This is a genomic window from Streptomyces sp. ME19-01-6 (genome assembly GCF_033793745.1).
Taxonomy (GTDB): domain Bacteria; phylum Actinomycetota; class Actinomycetes; order Streptomycetales; family Streptomycetaceae; genus Streptomyces.
Window position 1 is genome coordinate 45750 of sequence record NZ_JARAXF010000024.1, and the last position, 19474, is coordinate 65223.

Here is a 19474-nt window from a genome sequence, read left to right on the forward strand (position 1 = left end):
GGAGCCCGTATGTCCACCACCCCTGCCCCCGCCCTGACCGCCCTGCTGGAGCGGCTGCCCGAGCTGATGCTGCGCGACCAGCAGCGGCTGGGGCGCCGGCTCGACGGCATGCGCCGGATCCGTAAGCCCGAGGCCCGCGCGGCCGTGATGGGCGAGATCGCCGATGACATCGAGCGAGCCGAGCTGCGGGTCGCCGGCCGCCGCGCCGCCGTGCCCGCCGTCACCTACCCCGAAGAGCTGCCGGTCAGCCAGAAGAAGGACGACATCCTCGCCGCGGTCCGGGACCACCAGGTCGTGATCGTCGCGGGCGAGACCGGCTCCGGCAAGACCACCCAGATCCCCAAGATCTGCCTGGAGCTGGGTCGCGGCGTCAAGGGTCTGATCGGCCATACCCAGCCGCGCCGCATCGCGGCCCGTACGGTCGCCGAGCGCATCGCCGAGGAGCTCAGGTCGCCGCTGGGCGAGTCGGTCGGCTGGAAGGTCCGCTTCACCGACCAGGTGAGCCAGGACACCCACGTCAAGCTGATGACGGACGGCATCCTGCTGGCCGAGATCCAGACCGACCGCGAGCTGCGCCAGTACGACACGATCATCATCGACGAGGCCCATGAGCGCAGCCTCAACATCGACTTCCTGCTCGGCTATCTGGCCCAGCTGCTGCCCCGCCGCCCCGACCTCAAGGTCGTGATCACCTCCGCCACCATCGACCCCGAGCGCTTCTCCCGCCATTTCGGCGACGCGCCGATCGTCGAGGTCAGCGGGCGTACGTACCCGGTCGAGGTGCGCTACCGCCCGCTGCTGGAGGAGGGCGGGGAGGACAGCGACCGGGACCAGATCACCGCGATCTGCGACGCCGTGGACGAGCTGCAGGCCGAGGGCCCCGGCGACATCCTGGTCTTCCTCTCCGGGGAGCGGGAGATCCGGGACACCGCCGACGCGCTCAATAAGAAGCAGCTGCGGGCGACCGAGGTGCTGCCGCTGTACGCGCGTCTGTCGCACGCCGAGCAGCACCGGGTCTTCCAGCGCCACACCGGCCGCCGGATCGTCCTGGCGACGAATGTGGCGGAGACCTCGCTGACCGTCCCCGGCATCCGGTACGTGATCGACCCGGGCACCGCCCGGATCTCCCGCTACAGCCACCGCACCAAGGTGCAGCGGCTGCCCATCGAGCCGGTCTCCCAGGCCAGCGCCAACCAGCGCAAGGGCCGCTGCGGCCGCACCAGCGACGGCATCTGCGTCCGGCTGTACTCCGAGGACGACTTCCTGACCCGCCCGGAGTTCACCGACGCGGAGATCCTGCGGACCAACCTGGCCTCCGTGATCCTCCAGATGACCGCCGCCGGGCTCGGGGACATCGAGAAGTTCCCCTTCATCGACCCGCCGGACCGGCGCAACATCAAGGACGGCGTGCAGCTGCTGGAGGAGCTGCACGCGCTGGACGGCGCGCAGAAGGACCCGCGCAAGCGGCTCACCCCGGTCGGGCGCAAGCTCGCCCAGCTGCCCGTGGACCCCCGGCTGGCCCGGATGGTCCTGGAGGCCGACCGCAACGGCTGTGTCCGCGAGGTCATGGTGATCGCGGCGGCGCTGTCCATCCAGGACCCGCGCGAGCGGCCCTCCGACAAGCAGCAGCAGGCCGACCAGCAGCACGCCCGCTTCAAGGACGAGTCCAGCGACTTCCTGGCCTTCCTCAACCTGTGGAAGTACATCAGGGAGCGGCAGAAGGAGCTGTCCTCGTCCGCGTTCCGCCGGATGTGCCGCCAGGAGTTCCTGAACTACCTGCGCATACGCGAATGGCAGGACATCTACAGCCAGCTGCGCGCGGTCGCGAAGACGATGGACATCGAGATGTCCGACCAGGACGCGGCGCCCGACCACATCCACACCTCGCTGCTGGCCGGGCTGCTCTCCCACGTCGGTCTTAAAGACACCGAGAAGAACGAGTATCTGGGCGCGCGCAGCGCGAAGTTCGCGGTCTTTCCCGGTTCGGCGCTCTTCAAGAAGCCGCCGCGCTGGGTCATGTCGGCCGAGCTCGTGGAGACCTCGCGGCTGTGGGCGCGGGTCAACGCGAAGGTCGAGCCGGAGTGGATCGAGCCGCTCGCCCAGCATCTGGTCAAGCGCACCTACAGCGAGCCGCACTGGGAGCAGAAGCAGGCGGCCGTGATGGCGTACGAGAGGGTCACGCTGTACGGCGTGCCGATCGTCGCCCAGCGGAAGGTGAATTACGGCCGGATCGACCCGGAGACCTGCCGGGACCTGTTCATCCGCAATGCCCTGGTGGAGGGCGACTGGCGCACCCATCACCAGTTCTTCCACGACAACCGCAAACTGCTGGGCGAGGTCGAGGAGCTGGAACACCGCGCCCGGCGGCGCGACATCCTCGTGGACGACGAGACGCTGTTCGACTTCTACGATCAGCGGCTGCCCGAGCACATCGTGTCCGGGGCGCATTTCGACTCCTGGTGGAAGCACAAACGCCAAGAAGAGCCCGAGCTTCTCAACTTTGAGAAGTCGATGCTCATCAACGAGCGGGCTGCGGGCGTCACCAAGGACGCCTATCCGGACTCCTGGCGCCAGGGGAAGCTCAAGTTCAAGGTGACGTACCAGTTCGAGCCGGGCACGGACGCGGACGGCGTCACCGTCCACATTCCGCTGCAGGTGCTCAACCAGGTCACCCCGGACGGCTTCGACTGGCAGATCCCGGGGCTGCGCGAGGACTTGGTGACCGAGCTGATCCGGTCGCTGCCCAAGCCCATCCGCCGCAATTACGTCCCGGCGCCGAACTACGCCAAGCGTTTCCTGGACGCCGTGGTCCCCCTCCAGGAGCCGCTGACGGCCGCGCTCTCCCGCGAGCTGCAGCGGATGGTGGGGGTGCGGATCGATCCGGAGGACTGGGACCCGGACAAGGTGCCGGGACACCTCAAGATCACCTTCCGGGTGGTCGACGAGCGGCGCCGCAAACTCGCCGAGGACAAGGACCTCGAGGCGCTGAAGCAGCGGCTGAAGCCCAAGACCCGGGCCGCCATCTCCAAGGCGTTCGAGACCTCCAAGGAGGGCGGGGGCATCGAGCAGCGCACCGGGCTGACCCGGTGGGCTGTCGGCACGCTCCCGCGCACCTTTGAGACGCGCCGCGCGGGCCAGCCCGTCAAGGCGTACCCGGCGCTCGTGGACGAGGGCGCCTCCGTGGCCCTACGCCTCTTCGACACCGAGGCCGAGCAGCGGCAGGCGATGTGGCGCGGCACCCGCCGGCTGATCCTGCTGGGGCTGCCCGCGAGCCCGGCCAAGTTCGCCCAGGGCCAACTGTCCAACCAGGCCAAGCTGGCGCTCTCGCGCAGCCCGCACGGCAGCGTGCAGGCCCTCTTCGAGGACTGTGTCGCCGCCGCCGCCGACCGGCTGATCGCGGCGCGCGGCGGCCCGGCGTGGGACGAGGAGGGCTTCCACAAGCTCTTCGACGGGGTCCGGGCCGACATCATGGACGCGACGCTGGACACCGTGCGGAAGGTCCAGGAGGTGCTGGCGGCCTGGCAGTCCTGCGAGCGCCGGCTGAAGGCCACCACGAGCCCCACGCTGCTGGCGTCCCTCGCGGACGTCAAGGAGCAGCTGGCGGAGCTCATCAAGCCCGGTTTCGTGACCGCGCACGGGGTACGCCGCCTCCCGGACCTCATGCGCTATCTGGTGGCCGTCGACCGGCGGCTGCAGCAGCTCCCGACCAACGCCGAGCGGGACCGGGCACGGATGGCGAAGGTCAAGGAGATGCGGGACGAGTACGCGTGGCTGCTGGAGCAGTTCCCGGCGGGCCGGCCGGTGCCTCAGGAGGCGCTGGAGATCCGGTGGATGATCGAGGAGCTGCGGGTGAGCTATTTCGCGCACGCCCTCGGCACGGCCTATCCGATCTCCGACAAGCGCATCGTGAAGGCCATCGACGCGGCCGTGCCGTAGCGGGTGCGCCGCAGCGGACGCGGCGAATCCCTGGGCGCCCCGGAGGGCCGGAGCCCCGGACGGCGCTCAGCCAGCCTCTGGGGCGCCTTTACGGGCGTTCCCAGGGGCCGTTCAGGGCCGCTCAGGGCCGTTCTGGGACTTGTTCCGGGGCTCGGCGGGGCCACTGGGCCCCGGCCCGTACGGCGTCCCGTACAGCGCCCCGTACGGCCGCCGGGCGCGAGTTCGACCGCACCCCCTGACCTGCTGTAGAGTCTGTCTCCGCAGCGCACGAAAGAGCGCGGCAGCCAAACGGCGCAAGCCGTATGGTCCTGTGGAGCAGTTTGGAGTGCTCGCCACCCTGTCAAGGTGGAGGCCGCGGGTTCAAATCCCGTCAGGACCGCAGCGCGAAAGGCCCGGACCGCACAGAGGTCCGGGCCTTTCGGTGTCTTGACGGCGGCACGTACCAGGGGTACCCAAGCTAGAAGGCGACATGGGGGCGCGCGCGGGAGGTAGGGCTCATGACGACATCCGCGAGGCATGAGACCAGGGCGCTGCTCCGTGCGCATCTGGCGGCCGCCACGGGCTACCGCCACTTCACCCGGCACTGCCCTATCTGCCATCGGCTGCTGCGGCTCGCCATGGAACCGTCGAGGGACGCGGCGGCGGATTCCCGCTCCGCGGAGGCCGAGGGCGACTCGGCGACAACTCGGTAAGCCCTTACCGCAGTTACAAAGCGCGCGACAAGCATTGTGCGGTGTGACGGGAGTCACCGAATGGGCTTGCGGCATGGGGGAACTTACACCCGTCCTACAACAAGTCAATTTAATATGTGCAATTGCACCGCCCACCCAAGGGTCCGCAAGGCTTCCGGAAGGGGTGATTCCGGACCGACCCACCCACCCGTTCCAGCCTTCTCACAACATCGCGCCACGGCATGTTACCGGTGAGTCACCAAGCTCTCGGCGGACCCCGGCGGACCCGCGATCAGGGCATAAAAAAATCGCGCTGGACCCGGCGGAGTCCAGCGCGATCGACGACGCACCCATGTCGAGCGGGCGTGGGCCTGTTGGGGCAGGCGCCAGTCGTGTGGAGCACAGGCGGTTTCCGGCTGGGGGCCGGAAAATGCCCGGTTATGCGGTTGTTCAGGCCTCGCTGCGCTGCTGCGGGATGCCCGCCAGAAGCGCACGGACCTCCGCTTCGCGGTAGCGCCGGTGCCCTCCGAGCGTGCGGATGGACGTGAGCTTGCCTGCCTTGGCCCACCGCGTGACCGTCTTCGGGTCCACGCGGAACATCGTGGCAACCTCAGCCGGGGTCAGCAGCGGCTCGGCATCAGGGGTGCGAGCGGTCATGAGCGGCCTCCTCGGGAGAACCGAACCATCACGGTTCTTTCCTCTAAATTCTGCACCTTGACCCACGTTGCCCGAAATGGCGGACGCGGGCCGAGTCGGTTATAGGACGAACGGCTTGTCCTCGGCACTACAACTACACCATCTGTCCAGCCCCGTCGGCCAAACCGATGGAATTGCCCTCTCAGGTGTTCAAGCTCGGCGGAAGCCGATGGACCATGTCATAGCGGACAGTCACGCGGCCGTGACGATCAGTCACAACAGGACCAGGGGCAACAGACCCCACCAAGGAGTGCAATAGCAATGATTCCGCCCATAGTTGAGCGGAAGGAGCCCTTCCCGGACTCCTTGTCCTATTTTGACACGAGGGTGGGGGATTGCCGCAAGGCCCGAAGTCAGTGCTTTAGGTCACGATTGAGGGAAAGGCCCGGATCGGGACCTACGTCCCGCCCATCCCGCGCTGTCCCGCATACCGGTCTTGTCAGCCTTATCGGCCCTACCGGTGCCCCGCGCATACGCGCGCCATCGCCACGCCATCCCCGTATCCCCGTTCATCCCCGTGTTCCCCGTGCGTCCCCGTACCAGTGGTCCAGCCGGGACCAGCCGGCCTCAGCTCGCGTTCTGGCGGCCGCGGACCGCGGTCCAGCGCTCCGCCAGCCGCTGGTACGCGCTCCCCGCCCGCTCCCCGTCCCCGTCGCGCAGCGCCGAGAGCCCCTCCGCCACATCGGCGGCGGAGCGGTCGTCGTCAAGCTGCTCCAGGGGCACCGCGTGCACCAGGCCGCCGTAGTCGAGCTCGACCAGCGAACGCGGATGGAATTCCTCGAGCCACCGACCAACATCTACCAGGCCGTCGATCAGCGGACCCTCGCCGAGACCATCTTTGAGCACCTTAAGGCCGCGCGCCACTCGACGCCTGGCCTGGACCATGGGGGTCCGGTAGCGCAGCAGGGGCCCGTCGTCCCCCTTGTCGTACTCGCGCTCGTCGTCCGAGAAGAGCACGAACCAGCGCACCGGCACATGCCAGGTCGCCGATCTGATCCACGGCCGGGCGTCCGGATTACGCTCCAGCCACCGTTCGTAGTCCGCCGCCGCCTGCCGGCGCACCACCGGGGGCAGCGCGGCGTCCAGCAGCGGCGCCGGGAGCCGCTCGGTGAGCTCCTCCAGGGCCAGCCAGCCGCGCAGCCGGGTGCGCCACGGACAGACGCACGTGACGCCGTCCACGACCGCCACGAAGGCGTCGCTGCTCTCGTGCACGGGCACCGCCACGGGCGGCACCGGCAGCAGGTCGGCCAGCGAGCGCCGCAGCTCGTCCTGGACGCCCGGGAGATCGTCGCGCTTGGCGTAACGTGCCCAGTGAGAGCGTTCGGGCTCGGGAAAGGCCGCCAGCGGCTCGTAGACCCTCAGGTACGCCGCGTACGGGACAACCACCGATGACGCCAGGGTCACGCGCGCTCCCTCAAGGCCGAGACGGTCGCCGGGGGCTGCTTGTCCCCGGCTGCCCGCATCGTCCCACGCCCGCCCCGGGGGCTCGCCGCCCGCCGTCGGGACTCGGCACGACCGTGCCGTTCCACGGCGTCCCCAAGGGCTTACGCTCTTGCCCACCGGCCCTCCCCACCAGCAAGGAGGGCGTCCACATCGCGGCATATGGGAGTCACCACAGTGACCGACGTACGTCATACCGTCAGCGTCGACGGTCCGACGGGCAGCGCAGTACCCGGGTCCTCGTCCGCCCTCACCACGCTCTTCGCCTCCGACCAGGGCGGCCATGAGCAGGTCCTGCTCTGCCAGGACCGGGCGAGCGGCCTGAAGGCCGTCATCGCCATCCACTCGACCGCCCTGGGCCCGGCCCTCGGCGGCACCCGCTTCCACGCCTACGCCTCCGAGACGCACCCCGAAGAAGCGGCCGTCCTGGACGCGCTCAACCTCGCCCGCGGCATGTCCTACAAGAACGCGCTGGCCGGGCTCGACCACGGCGGCGGCAAGGCCGTGATCATCGGCGACCCGGAGCAGATCAAGACCGAGGAGCTGCTGCTGGCCTACGGCCGCTTCGTGGCCTCCCTCGGCGGCCGCTACGTCACCGCCTGCGACGTCGGCACGTATGTCGCCGACATGGACGTCGTCGCCCGCGAGTGCCCCTGGACCACCGGCCGCTCCCCCTCCGCGGGCGGCGCGGGCGACTCCTCCGTCCTCACCGCCTACGGCGTCTTCCAGGGCATGCGGGCCAGCGCCCAGGCGTCCTGGGGCGCGCCCACGCTGCGCGGCCGCCGGGTCGGCATCGCGGGCGTCGGCAAGGTCGGCCACCACCTGGTCGAGCACCTGCTGGAGGACGGCGCCGAGGTCGTGGTCACGGATGTGCGGGCCGAGTCCGTCGAGCGGGTCCGCGCCCGCCACCCCCAGGTAACGGCCGTCGCGGACACCGACGCCCTGATCCGCGCCGACCTCGACGTCTACGCCCCGTGCGCGCTCGGCGGCGCGCTCGACGACGCCACCGTGCCCGCGCTGACCGCGCGCGTGGTGTGCGGGGCCGCCAACAACCAGCTGGCGCACCCCGGAGTCGAGAAGGACCTCGCCGACCGGGGAATCCTCTACGCCCCGGACTACGTGGTGAACGCCGGCGGTGTGATCCAGGTCGCGGACGAACTGCACGGTTTCGACTTCGACCGGGCCAAGGCCAAGGCGGCCAAGATCTTCGACACGACGCTGGCCATATTCGATCGGGCACAGGCCGACGGAATCCCGCCCGCCGCGGCCGCCGACCGGCTGGCCGAACATCGCATGGCGGAGGGGCGCCACGCCTGAAGGCGTACCGGGCCCCGCACGGCCTCGTGCCGCGCCGGGGCCCGGCGGCGCCGCACGGGGCGCTCACGGGACGCAGACGGGGCCGTACGGGGCCATCAGGGAGAGATCCCTCACGGCCCGTCGGCGGGTCGGCGTCCGGGACACGTTAAAATCGCAGCTGACCAGCGGGTTCGGGGCTGTCCGCGGGTTGTGCGGCGTGGCACGTCATGCGGGCGACGTACCGTATGGCCACAGAAGCAGGTACCGTTAAAGCCCTACGGGCCGGGTTCTCCTTCGAGAGTCCGCTCCGAATTGTGAACGTGAACGCGTGTCAAGACTCTGGGGCCGTCGAGCCCCGTCGTTGAGGGGGTCGAGCCATGGGGCGCGGCCGGGCCAAGGCCAAGCAGACGAAGGTCGCCCGCCAGCTGAAGTACAACAGCGGTGGGACGGATCTCTCACGCCTGGCCGAGGAGCTGGGCGCATCGCAACCGAGCCAGCCGCCGAATGGCGAGCAGTTCGAGGACGATGAGCTGGACAACGACCCGTACGCACAGTACGCGGATCTGTACAACGACGACGGAGACGAGGACGACGCCGACGAGCAGTCGGGGCCGTCCGCGCAGCGTCGTCGCGCCTGACCATTCATTTCAGGTCGTCTCAGGCGCTCGGCTGCGAGCCGCACCTCCGCCGGTCCGGGGCACTCGCCTCGGACCGGCTTCTGTGCTGTCCGCGCAGCCGCTGCCGCCCAAGCCATGGTCAGCTCGCGTAGTCGCCGATCATGGACACGGCCCCGGCGTGCTCGGCGGTCCGCTCGACGATCTCGCCGCTGACCCAGGCGCCGACGCCGCGGTCCGCGAGCGTGGCCAGCGCCACGTCGACCGACTCCCCGGGCACGACGGCGATCATGCCGACGCCCATGTTCAGGGTCTTCTCCAGCTCCGCCCGCTCGACCGAGCCGGCCGTCCCGACCAGGCCGAAAACCGGGCCCGGGGTCCAGGTGGAGCGGTCGACCCGCGCGTGCAGCCCGTCCGGGATGACGCGCGCGAGGTTGTTCGCGAGCCCGCCGCCGGTGATGTGCGAGAAGGCGTGCACCTCGGTGGTCCGGGTGAGGGCCAGACAGTCCAGCGAGTAGATCCGGGTGGGCTCCAGCAGCTCCTCCCCCAGCGTCCGGCCGAGCTCCGGAACCTCCCGGTCCAGCGACCAGCCGGCCCGCTCGAAGAGCACATGGCGGACGAGTGAGTACCCGTTCGAGTGAAGTCCTGACGACTCCATGGCGATCACGGCGTCACCCGTCCGGATGCGATCCGCGCCCAGCACCCGGTCGGCCTCGACCACGCCCGTACCGGCGCCGGCCACATCGAACTCGTCGGCGCCCAGCAGCCCCGGGTGCTCGGCGGTCTCGCCGCCCACCAGCGCACAGCCCGCCAGCGTGCACCCCTCGGCGATGCCCTTGACGATGGCGGCGACCCGCTCCGGATGCACCTTGCCGACGCAGATGTAGTCGGTCATGAACAGCGGCTCGGCGCCACAGACCACCAGGTCGTCCACGACCATGCCGACCAGGTCGTGGCCGATGGTGTCGTAGACCCCCATCCGGCGCGCGAGGTCCACCTTCGTGCCGACCCCGTCGGTGGCCGAGGCCAGCAGCGGCCGCTCGTAGCGCTTGAGGGCGGAGGCGTCGAAGAGCCCGGAGAAGCCGCCGAGGCCGCCCACGACCTCGGGCCGAGTGGCCTTCTTCACCCACTCCTTCATCAGCTCGACCGCGCGGTCGCCCGCCTCGATGTCGACGCCCGCGCTCGCGTACGTGGACCCGGCCGCGCCCGGGGAAGGCTCAGACATGACGTTGAGATCTTTCGTGTGGTGGTGATGAAAAGGGGCTCTTCGGCGCGCTCCGCGCGCTCTGAGGGGCTCTGACGGGCTCTGACGGGCTCCCGCAGGGAACGACGGACCGGGACACCGGGGACGTACGGCCGACCCGCTGCGGCCGGCCGCCATACGTCCAGCCGCCCTATGGACGCCGCAGCGCGTCCGCTCCGCCGACGCCCGCGGTCAGCGTCGCGACACCGTCCGCGTCGGTGCGGCTCGGCGCCTGCGCCTCGGCCTCCAGGAGATGCTTGCCGAGCAGCTCGGGGTCCGGGAGCTCCATCGGGTACTCGCCGTCGAAGCAGGCCCGGCACAGGTTCGGCTTGGCGATCGTGGTCGCCTCGATCATGGCGTCCGTGGAGATGTACGCGAGCGAGTCCGCGCCCAGCGACTTGCCGATCTCCTCGACCGACAGCCCGTTGGCGATCAGCTCCGCGCGGGTCGCGAAGTCGATGCCGAAGAAGCACGGCCACTTGATGGGCGGGCTGCTGATGCGGATGTGCACCTCCGTCGCCCCCGCCTCGCGCAGCATCCGCACGAGCGCGCGCTGGGTGTTGCCGCGGACGATCGAGTCGTCGACGACCACCAGGCGCTTGCCCCGGATGACCTCCTTCAGCGGGTTCAGCTTGAGCCGGATACCCAGCTGGCGGATGGTCTGCGAGGGCTGGATGAAGGTCCGGCCCACGTACGAGTTCTTGACCAGCCCCGAGCCGTACGGGATCCCGCTGGCCTCCGCGTAGCCCACGGCGGCCGGGGTGCCGGACTCCGGAGTGGCTATCACCAGGTCGGCCTCGGCCGGGGCCTCGGCGGCCAGCCGGCGGCCCATCTCCACCCGGGACAGGTAGACGTTCCGCCCGGCGATGTCGGTGTCCGGACGGGCCAGATAGACGTACTCGAAGACGCAGCCCTTGGGGCGCGGCTCCGCGAAGATCGTCGAACGCAGCCCGTTCTCGTCGATCGCCACCATCTCGCCGGGCTCGATCTCCCGGATGAAGGAGGCGCCGACGATGTCCAGGGCGGCGGTCTCGGAGGCCACCACCCAGCCGCGCTCCAGACGGCCGAGGACCAGCGGGCGGACGCCCTGCGGGTCACGGGCCGCGTAGAGGGTCTGCTCGTCCATGAAGACGAGGCTGAAAGCGCCCTTGACTTCGGGCAGCACGACCGGGGCCGCCTGCTCGACGGTCAGCGCCTTGCCGTCCTTGTCGACCTGCCCCGCGAGCAGGGCGGTGACCAGGTCGGTGTCGTTGGTCGCGGCGACCTGGGTGGCGCGGCCGTTGTCCCGGGGCAGCGCCGCGACCATCTCGGCGAGCTGGGCGGTGTTGACCAGGTTTCCGTTGTGGCCCAGCGCGATCGAGCCATGGGCGGTCGCCCGGAAGGTCGGCTGCGCGTTCTCCCACACCGAGGCACCGGTGGTGGAGTAGCGGGCGTGACCGACCGCGATGTGGCCCTGGAGAGAGCTGAGGGAGGTCTCGTCGAAGACCTGGGAGACCAGGCCCATGTCCTTGAAGACCAGGATCTGGGAGCCGTTGCTCACCGCGATGCCCGCGGACTCCTGTCCGCGGTGCTGCAGTGCGTACAGCCCGAAATAGGTGAGTTTGGCGACCTCTTCACCCGGAGCCCAGACTCCGAAGACGCCACACGCGTCTTGGGGGCCCTTCTCACCGGGGAGCAGGTCGTGGCTGAGTCGTCCGTCACCACGTGGCACGTCATCGAGTCTAGGCCAGTTCCGGCGCGCCTCCGAACGAGGGACCGCGAGGGGGGCGTAAGTCACATTCCCGGAAGACCTTCAGGAAGGCCCCCGGAAGGGCTTCCTGGAAGGTCTCCGCAAGGCCCCAGGCGCTCTCAGGCGCGGCCCGTCAGCCCAGGATCGGCAGGTGGGGGGCGAGATCGGCGCGCTCGCCACTGGCCGTGACCTCGGCCGCCTCGACCGCCTCGGACCAGTCCAGGCGGCCCGTGGCGAGGCGGATCCAGGTCAGCGGGGCCATCTCCACGACGTTCGGGGGCGTGCCGCGGGTGTGCCGCGGGCCCTCGACGCACTGCACGACCGCGTACGGCGGGACGCGGACCTCGACCGAGCCCCCGGGCGCCTTCGCCGCGAGCGCGTCGGCGAGCAGGCGCGTGGCGGCGGCCAGGGCCTGGCGGTCGTACGGGAGGGAGGCGCCGAGCGCGGCCGCCAGGTCGTCGGTGTGTACGACCAGCTCGACACAGCGTGTGACGAGGAAGTCGTCGAGCCGTATCGCCCCCACCCGGGCCGCCAGCAGCCGGTCGCCGGGGGCCTCGGGCACGAGCTCGGCGAAGCGCACGGCGGCCCGGTCCAGCAGCTCGGCCGGCTCGGCGCTCGCCGCCAGCGCGCGGGTGTCCTCATCGATGTCCTCGCCGAGCGCGGCCGTCGCGGCCGCCCAGCCGGTGGCGGTGACCTCCCGCGCGGGCGGCGGGGGCTGCTCCAGGTGGCGGCCGACCGCCCCCACGGCCATCGACAGATGCGCGACCAGCTCGCGGACCGTCCAGCTCCCGAGCCGGGTCGGCGCGCCCAGCCGCTCCTCGTCCAGGCCGCGCACCGCGTCCCGTACGTGCTCGAACTGCGCGGTCACGGCCGCGCGCGTCTTGGCCAGGTCATAGGTGCGGGCGCGGGCACGGGAAGGCATGCGGCGAGCTTACCGAGGAGCCCCGAGAAGCCCCGAGAAGCCCCGAGAAGCATGGACAGCCCGGGGGCGGCGGCACAGGATGGAAGGAAGGCAAGACAAGTCAGCACGAAAGGCGTGAAACGCCATGGCTGAGCACCCGGATTGCACTCTGGTCCGCCGTGCGTACGACAGGTTCACGCGCGGCGACATGGACGCCTTGGCGGAGCTGATGACCGGCGACGTGACGCACCACGTCCCGGGTGAGAGCTCCATATCCGGCCATCACAAGGGCCGTGAGGCCTGCATCCAGCTGTACCGCCGTAACTACGACGACACCGGCGGCACGCTGCGGGTCGAACTGGACACACTGCTGGCCGACGGGCGCGGGCACGTGATCTCCGCCCACCGGTGCCGTGCGGAGCGTGAAGGCCGCAGCCTCGACATGAAGGAAGGCCTGTTCTTCACCATCGTCGGCGGGAAGATCAGCGACATCGACGAGTGCCACGAGGACATCGACGTCGCGAACGAGTTCTGGCGCTGAACGAGACGGCCCCGCTCCCTGTGTGACGGCAGGGAACGGGGTCCAGTTCGTACGGGTCAGGCGAGCAGACCCGGGATCGTCGCCTCGTGGGCCTCCTTGAGCTCCGTCAGCGGGATGCTGAACTGGCCCTGGACGTCGATCGCGTCCCCGTCCACCACACCGATCCGGGCCGCCGGAAGCCCCCGCGCCCCGCACATGTCGTTGAAGCGGACCTCCTCGCTGCGCGGAACGGCCACCACGGCCCGGCCCGCCGACTCCGACAGCAGGAAGACGAAGGGGTCCATCCCGTCGGGCACAACGATCCGGGCGCCCGTGCCGCCGCGCAGGCACGACTCGACGAGGGCCTGGATCAGACCGCCGTCGGACAGGTCGTGCGCCGCGTCGACCATGCCGTCGCGCGAGGCCGAGATCAGGATCTCGCCCAGCAGCCGCTCACGCTCCAGGTCCACCCGCGGCGGCAGCCCGCCGAGGTGGTCATGGACGGTCTGCGACCAGGCCGAGCCGCCGAACTCCTCCTCGGTGTCGCCGAGCAGGTACAGCAGATGGCCCTCGTCCGCGAAGCCGATCGGGGTGCGGCGCGCCACATCGTCGATCACGCCGAGGACGGCGACGACCGGCGTCGGGTGGATGGCCACGTCCCCGGTCTGGTTGTAGAGGGAGACATTGCCGCCGGTGACCGGGGTGCCCAGGGTCAGACAGCCGTCGGCCAGCCCACGGGTGGCCTCCGCGAACTGCCACATGACCCCCGGGTCCTCGGGCGAGCCGAAGTTCAGGCAGTCGGAGATCGCCAGCGGCTTGGCGCCGGAGGCGGCGACATTCCGGTACGCCTCGGCGAGCGCGAGCTGCGCGCCCGCGTACGGGTCGAGCTTGGCGTAGCGGCCGTTGCCGTCCGTGGCGATCGCGACGCCGAGACCGGTCTCCTCGTCGATGCGGACCATGCCGGCATCCTCGGGCTGGGCGAGGACCGTGTTGCCCTGGACGAAGCGGTCGTACTGGTCGGTGATCCACGACTTCGACGCCTGGTTCGGGGACGAGACGACCTTGAGGACCTGCTCGCGCAGTTCCGCGGGGGTCGCCGGGCGCGGCAGCTTGCCCGCGTCGTCGGCCTGGAGGGCGTCCTGCCACTCCGGCCTGGCGTACGGGCGCTCGTACACCGGGCCCTCATGGGCGACCGTGCGCGGCGGGACGTCGACGATCTGCTCGCCGTGCCAGAAGATCTCCAGCCGCTCGCCGTCGGTGACCTCACCGATGACGGTGGCGATGACGTCCCACTTCTCGCAGATCTCCAGGAAGCGGTCGACCTTGCCGGGCTCGACGATCGCGCACATGCGTTCCTGCGACTCGCTCATGAGGATCTCCTCGGGCGAAAGGGTCGCGTCGCGCAGCGGCACGGTGTCCAGCTCGACCCGCATGCCGCCGGAGCCGGCCGAGGCCAGTTCGCTGGTGGCACAGGAGAGCCCGGCGCCGCCGAGGTCCTGGATGCCGGCGACCAGGTCCTCCTTGAAGATCTCCAGGGTGCACTCGATGAGCAGCTTCTCCTGGAAGGGGTCGCCGACCTGGACGGCGGGGCGCTTCGTCGGCTTTGTATCGTCGAAGGTCTCGGAGGCCAGTACAGATACGCCGCCGATGCCGTCGCCGCCGGTGCGTGCGCCGTAGAGGATGACCTTGTTGCCCGCGCCCGAGGCCTTGGCGAGGTGGATGTCCTCGTGCTTCATGACACCCACGCAGCCCGCGTTGACCAGCGGGTTGCCCTGGTAGCAGGCGTCGAAGACGACCTCGCCGCCGATGTTGGGCAGGCCCAGGCAGTTGCCGTAGCCGCCGATGCCCGCGACCACGCCGGGCAGCACCCGCTTGGTGTCGGGGTGGTCGGCGGCGCCGAAGCGCAGCGGGTCCACCACGGCGACCGGGCGGGCGCCCATGGCGAGGATGTCGCGGACGATGCCGCCCACGCCGGTGGCCGCGCCCTGGTAGGGCTCGATGTAGGAGGGGTGGTTGTGCGACTCGACCTTGAAGGTGACCGCATAGCCCTGGCCGACGTCGACCACGCCCGCGTTCTCGCCGATGCCGACGAGCAGCGCGTCGTTCGCGGGGGCCTTCTCGCCGAACTGCCGCAGATGGACCTTGCTCGACTTGTACGAGCAGTGCTCGGACCACATGACGGAGTACATGGCCAGCTCGGCGCCGGTCGGGCGGCGGCCGAGGATGGCGCGGACGCGCTCGTACTCGTCCTGCTTGAGGCCGAGCTCGGCCCAGGGCTGCTGGACGTCCGGGGTCTGCGCGGCGTGCTTGACTGTGTCGAGGGTCACGCTCGGTCGCTCCTTCGCGCGATGTGGATCTGTGGTCGCGTGCTGGGGCGCTCAGTCGCTCCCTCGGCTGTTCCGGTATCGAGGCTCATGCGTCGACCAGCTTCTTGAGGATCGAGGTGAAGAATCCGAGCCCGTCGGTGCGGCCGGTGCCGATCAGCGGCTCGACGGCGTGCTCGGGGTGCGGCATGAGGCCGACGACATTGCCCGCCTCGTTGGTGATCCCGGCGATGTCGCGCAGCGAGCCATTCGGATTGAAGCCGACGTAACGGAAGACCACACGGCCCTCCGCTTCGAGTTCATCGAGAACCCGCTCGTCGGCCACATAGCGGCCGTCGATGTTCTTGAGCGGGATGTTGATCTCCTGACCCTGCTCGTAGGAGCGGGTCCAGGCGGTCTCGGCGTTTTCCACTCGCAACTTCTGATCACGGCAGATGAAGTGCAGATGGTTGTTCCGCAGCATCGCACCGGGCAGAAGATGAGTCTCGGTGAGAACCTGGAAACCATTGCAGATGCCAAGTACGGGCATGCCCGCCTTCGCCTGCTCGATCACCGACTCCATTACCGGGGAGAAGCGGGAGATCGCTCCGGCCCGCAGATAGTCGCCATAGGAGAAGCCCCCCGGCAGCACGACCGCGTCGACCTGCTTGAGGTCCTTGTCGCGGTGCCACAGCGGCACGGCCTCCAGCCCGGCGACCCGGACCGCGCGCTGGGTGTCGCGGTCGTCGAGCGTGCCGGGGAAGGTGATGACTCCGACGCGTGCGGTCACGACTCCGCCTTCGCGGCGAGCGCGGCCTCGGCGGCCCGGTCGGCCTCGACGCGCACGGTGAAGTCCTCGATCACGGTGTTGGCGAGGAAGGTCTCCGCGATCTCGCGGATGCGGGCGAGGGCGGCGTCGTCGACCGGGCCCTCCACCTCGAGTTCAAAGCGCTTGCCCTGACGGACGTCGGCGATCCCCTCGAAACCGAGACGGGGCAGCGCGCGCTGCACCGCCTGTCCCTGGGGGTCGAGGATCTCCGGCTTGAGCATGACGTCGACTACGACGCGTGCCACTGGCACTCCCGGTGGTGTGGTGCTGGTGCGTAAGGCGGTGACGCCAGCGTACCCCGCAGAAAAGTCTACGCGGGTAGATAAGGCACGCCTTGCGTCACGTTTAAGCATCGGCGGCAGCATCCACTGGGGAAAGTTCCAGGAAAAACGTATGGTCCCGATTGTGGCGTGACACGCGGGCAGAATTAGCGGGGCTTCACAATGCATTGCCCGCCGCTGTACAAATGAAAAAGCATTGTTCACTAACAACAGGACAGCTGCCATCTTTGCACGTCAACGCATCGATGCAGCCCGAAAGGACCGATATCCCGTGGCGCAGCGCGTAGTAGTCACGCTCTCCGACGACATCGACGGCGGTCAGGCGCAGGAGACGGTCTCGTTCGGACTTGACGGCAAGGCGTACGAGATCGACCTCAACGCTGCCAATGCGACGAAACTCCGCGGCCTTCTCGAACCCTACGTGGAAGCGGGCCGCAAGCGGTCCCGCTCCGGCAAGGCCTACCGCCGCACCTCCATCGCCCCCGACCCGGCCGCGGTCCGCGCCTGGGCGCGGTCGCACGGCATGGAGGTCCCGCCGCGCGGCCGGATCCCCAAGAAGGTCTACGAGGCGTTCAACGCATCGAACTGAGCGGTCCCCACCACCGAGTTGCATACCCACCCTGGTGATCCGCTAGAGTCTGGATCACGCCGAGGGGCGAGGCCGAGAGGCAAAACCCCGAGGAACACGCGGGTGTAGCTCAGTAGTAGAGCGCCCTCTTTCCAAGAGGGAGGCGCAGTGTGCAATCCCTGTCACCCGCTCTCATCCCCTTGCCGAACCACTCCAGTGGATCGAGTAGGGTGATGGACACGCCGATCGGCGCGAGTCGATCGGATGCCACGCGGGTGTAGCTCAGTAGTAGAGCGCCCCCTTTCCAAGGGGGAGGCGCAGTGTGCGATCCCTGTCACCCGCTCTCATCGTCATCTCGACCACTCCGGTGGATGAGGTAGAGTGATGGTCGCGCCGGTTGGTGAAAGCCAGTCGGATGCATGCGGACGTGGCTCAGTTGGTAGAGCATCACCTTGCCAAGGTGAGGGTCGCGAGTTCGAATCTCGTCGTCCGCTCCATAGCCTGAAGGCGCCGGTCGAATCGACCGGCGCCTTCAGGCTTTTGTGGCCTTATGGTCGCGCGGCCCCGTCCTGCTGACATTTGTCATCCGGGCCCATGACAGCCCGCACTACCCGCGCCCCGCGGACGCCGGAAGCCTGGAGACATGGATCTCGGGGACAGTGCGCTGCGCGACAGCGCGATAGACGTCACAGAACTTCGGCGCAGGTACGGCCCCTCGTCGGCCCAGGGCTTCGAGGCCGTGCGCGGCGTCTCCTTCTCGGTGGAGCACGGCGAGCTGTTCGCCCTGCTGGGCACGAACGGCGCCGGGAAGACCTCCACCGTCGAGCTGCTGGAAGGCCTGGCCGCCCCGACCGGCGGCCGGGTGCGGGTGCTGGGCCGTGACCCGTACCGCGAGCGGGCCGAGGTCCGGCCGCGGATCGGGGTGATGCTGCAGGAGGGGGGCTTCCCGTCCGAGCTGACCGTGAGCGAGACCGTACGGCTGTGGGCCGGGTGCACCAGCGGGGCGCGGCCCGTCGGCGAGGCCCTGGCGCTGGTGGGCCTCGCCCGGCGCCGGGACGTACGGGTCAAGATGCTCTCCGGCGGGGAGCGGCGCCGCCTGGACCTGGCGCTCGCGCTGCTCGGCCGCCCGGATGTGCTCTTCCTCGACGAGCCGACGACCGGCCTTGACGCGGAGGGGCGGCGCGAGACCTGGGAGCTGGTGCGCGCGCTGCGCGACCAGGGCACCACGGTGCTGCTGACCACGCACTACCTGGAAGAGGCCGAGGCGCTGGCCGACCGGCTCGCGATCATGCACGAGGGGCGGATCGCCGCCTCCGGGCGGGTCGCGGACATCGTGGCCGAGCGACCCTCGCAGCTCTCCTTCGCGCTCCCGGCCCCCTTCTCGGCCACCGACCTGCCCTCGCTCGCAGCGCTCGGCGCCGCCGAGCGCGAGACGGACGGGCGGACGGTACGGCTGCGCACCCGGGACCTGCAGCGCACAGCGACCGAGGTGCTGATGTGGGCGCGGGACAAGGGGCTCGAACTCGGCGGGCTCGACGCCCGGTCGGCGTCGCTGGAGGAGGCGTTTCTGCATATCGCCCAGGGCCTGGAGAAGACCGAAACGGCGGAGGGGAACGCCCGATGACCACGACGCACACCACCAGCGCCACGACGACCGCCAAGCCCGGCACCACGACCGCGCGCGCCCGCGTCGCCTCCCTCGCCCGGGCCGAACTGACGCTGCTCGTACGGAACAAGGCCGCGCTGACCTACGCCCTGCTGCTGCCCGGCTCGCTCACCCTCAGCATGACCACCTTCACCAGCGACATCGACCTCGACCAGGCCGGTCTGTCCCTGGCCACGCTGGTCCTCCCCGGCTCGATCGGCCTGGCGCTGGTCCTCGCCGTCTATATGAATCTGGTGGGCGTCTACGTCATCCGGCGCGAGGAGCTGGTCCTCAAGCGGCTGCGCGCCGGGGAGCTGACCGACCCGGAGATCCTCGCCGGGGCGGCGCTCCCCGCCGTGCTGATGGGGCTGGTGCAGTGTGTGCTGATGGTCGCCGCGGTGGGCCCGACGCTTAACGCGCCGGTGCCCGAGGCGCCGCATCTGGCCGTGCTCGGGGTGGCGGCCGGTCTGGTCCTGATGGCCGCGCTGGCCGCCGCGACCGCTGCCTTCACCAAAACCGCCGAGTCAGCCCAGCTCACCCCCATGCCGATGATGCTGGTGTCGATGCTGGCCTCGGGTCTGTTCGTGCCGCTCGACGTCATGCCGGACCGGGTGGCGGCGGTGTGCGAATGGGCGCCGCTGACCCCGGTGGTCGACCTCGTACGGGCCGGGTGGACCGGCGGGATGGGCGCGGGCGAGGCGCTGAAGGCCCTGGCCACGGCGGCGGCCTGGACGGCCCTGGCAGGGTGGACCGTACGCCGGCGGTTCCCCTGGGAACCGCGGCGCTGACCGGTCTCCAGGGA

The 19474-nt window shown here is 70.0% G+C and carries 16 protein-coding genes and 4 tRNA genes; 12 read left to right on the top strand and 8 right to left on the bottom strand.

Going from position 1 to position 19474, the window contains the following annotated elements; genetic code table 11:
- The first annotated feature begins 9 nt into the window (after nt 1–9).
- The 3 genes from hrpA (at nt 10) to PV419_RS37495 (ending at nt 4628) form a co-directional block, all read left to right on the top strand.
- Nucleotides 10–3936 carry an ATP-dependent RNA helicase HrpA gene (gene hrpA / locus PV419_RS37485; protein WP_319696641.1) on the top strand — a complete coding sequence of 1309 codons (3927 nt, stop codon included), beginning with the start codon at nt 10–12 and terminating at the stop codon, nt 3934–3936.
- A 304-nt stretch (nt 3937–4240) separates the two neighbouring features.
- Nucleotides 4241–4315: transfer RNA gene (locus PV419_RS37490), tRNA-Asp, on the top strand.
- Between the two features lie 118 nt (nt 4316–4433).
- Nucleotides 4434–4628 carry a DUF6274 family protein gene (locus PV419_RS37495; protein WP_319696642.1) on the top strand — a complete coding sequence of 65 codons (195 nt, stop codon included), beginning with the start codon at nt 4434–4436 and terminating at the stop codon, nt 4626–4628.
- A 429-nt stretch (nt 4629–5057) separates the two neighbouring features.
- Here the strand turns inward: PV419_RS37495 and bldC are convergent, their stop codons facing one another.
- Both bldC and PV419_RS37505 read right to left on the bottom strand, forming a co-directional pair.
- The gene (gene bldC, locus PV419_RS37500; RefSeq protein ID WP_003949541.1) at nt 5058–5264 is read right to left on the bottom strand and encodes a developmental transcriptional regulator BldC; all 207 of its coding nucleotides are present in this window, start codon (nt 5262–5264) and stop codon (nt 5058–5060) included.
- A gap of 606 nt (nt 5265–5870) precedes the next feature.
- Nucleotides 5871–6707 carry a hypothetical protein gene (locus PV419_RS37505; RefSeq protein WP_319696644.1) on the bottom strand — a complete coding sequence of 279 codons (837 nt, stop codon included), beginning with the start codon at nt 6705–6707 and terminating at the stop codon, nt 5871–5873.
- Between the two features lie 198 nt (nt 6708–6905).
- On the opposite strand from PV419_RS37505, the gene PV419_RS37510 reads away from it, so the two are divergent.
- Complete coding sequence (locus tag PV419_RS37510; RefSeq protein ID WP_319696646.1) at nt 6906–8060, top strand: Leu/Phe/Val dehydrogenase; 1155 nt, start codon at nt 6906–6908, stop codon at nt 8058–8060.
- A gap of 356 nt (nt 8061–8416) precedes the next feature.
- A complete protein-coding gene (locus PV419_RS37515; protein ID WP_319696651.1) occupies nt 8417–8677 on the top strand; it encodes a DUF3073 domain-containing protein in 261 nt (86 codons plus the stop codon).
- A 118-nt stretch (nt 8678–8795) separates the two neighbouring features.
- On the opposite strand, the gene purM is transcribed toward PV419_RS37515, so the two are convergent.
- The 3 genes from purM to PV419_RS37530 form a co-directional block, all read right to left on the bottom strand.
- Nucleotides 8796–9878 (bottom strand): phosphoribosylformylglycinamidine cyclo-ligase, encoded by a 1083-nt coding sequence (gene purM / locus PV419_RS37520; RefSeq protein ID WP_319696655.1) that lies wholly within the window; start codon nt 9876–9878, stop codon nt 8796–8798.
- A 169-nt stretch (nt 9879–10047) separates the two neighbouring features.
- Nucleotides 10048–11607, bottom strand: coding sequence for an amidophosphoribosyltransferase (gene purF / locus PV419_RS37525; protein WP_319696660.1), 1560 nt, complete (start codon nt 11605–11607; stop codon nt 10048–10050).
- A 151-nt stretch (nt 11608–11758) separates the two neighbouring features.
- Nucleotides 11759–12547, bottom strand: a complete 789-nt coding sequence (locus tag PV419_RS37530; RefSeq protein WP_319696667.1) for a maleylpyruvate isomerase family mycothiol-dependent enzyme — start codon at nt 12545–12547, stop codon at nt 11759–11761.
- 124 nt (nt 12548–12671) lie between these two features.
- Between PV419_RS37530 and PV419_RS37535 the strand changes: the two genes are divergently transcribed.
- Nucleotides 12672–13067 (top strand): nuclear transport factor 2 family protein, encoded by a 396-nt coding sequence (locus tag PV419_RS37535; RefSeq protein WP_319696674.1) that lies wholly within the window; start codon nt 12672–12674, stop codon nt 13065–13067.
- A 56-nt stretch (nt 13068–13123) separates the two neighbouring features.
- On the opposite strand, the gene purL is transcribed toward PV419_RS37535, so the two are convergent.
- The 3 genes from purL to purS all read right to left on the bottom strand — a co-directional run bounded on the left by purL (nt 13124) and on the right by purS (nt 16429).
- Nucleotides 13124–15373 carry a phosphoribosylformylglycinamidine synthase subunit PurL gene (purL, locus tag PV419_RS37540; RefSeq protein WP_319696679.1) on the bottom strand — a complete coding sequence of 750 codons (2250 nt, stop codon included), beginning with the start codon at nt 15371–15373 and terminating at the stop codon, nt 13124–13126.
- A gap of 85 nt (nt 15374–15458) precedes the next feature.
- On the bottom strand, nt 15459–16139 hold the full coding sequence (gene purQ, locus PV419_RS37545; RefSeq protein WP_319696686.1) for a phosphoribosylformylglycinamidine synthase subunit PurQ: 681 nt from the start codon (nt 16137–16139) through the stop codon (nt 15459–15461).
- Nucleotides 16136–16429: a phosphoribosylformylglycinamidine synthase subunit PurS gene (gene purS, locus PV419_RS37550; protein ID WP_319696700.1), complete on the bottom strand. Its 294-nt coding sequence runs from the start codon at nt 16427–16429 to the stop codon at nt 16136–16138. Before purS ends, purQ begins: the two co-directional genes overlap by 4 nt.
- Nucleotides 16430–16730: 301 nt before the next feature.
- Between purS and PV419_RS37555 the strand changes: the two genes are divergently transcribed.
- The 6 genes from PV419_RS37555 to PV419_RS37580 all read left to right on the top strand — a co-directional run bounded on the left by PV419_RS37555 (nt 16731) and on the right by PV419_RS37580 (nt 19460).
- A complete protein-coding gene (locus PV419_RS37555; RefSeq protein WP_319696702.1) occupies nt 16731–17048 on the top strand; it encodes an Lsr2 family protein in 318 nt (105 codons plus the stop codon).
- 98 nt (nt 17049–17146) lie between these two features.
- A tRNA-Gly gene (locus PV419_RS37560) sits at nt 17147–17218 on the top strand.
- Between the two features lie 80 nt (nt 17219–17298).
- Nucleotides 17299–17370, top strand: a tRNA-Gly gene (locus PV419_RS37565).
- 78 nt (nt 17371–17448) lie between these two features.
- Nucleotides 17449–17524, top strand: a tRNA-Gly gene (locus PV419_RS37570).
- Between the two features lie 146 nt (nt 17525–17670).
- Nucleotides 17671–18651 carry an ABC transporter ATP-binding protein gene (locus PV419_RS37575; protein ID WP_319696703.1) on the top strand — a complete coding sequence of 327 codons (981 nt, stop codon included), beginning with the start codon at nt 17671–17673 and terminating at the stop codon, nt 18649–18651.
- Nucleotides 18648–19460, top strand: a complete 813-nt coding sequence (locus tag PV419_RS37580; protein ID WP_319696704.1) for an ABC transporter permease — start codon at nt 18648–18650, stop codon at nt 19458–19460. Before PV419_RS37575 ends, PV419_RS37580 begins: the two co-directional genes overlap by 4 nt.
- Nucleotides 19461–19474: the final 14 nt, after the last annotated feature.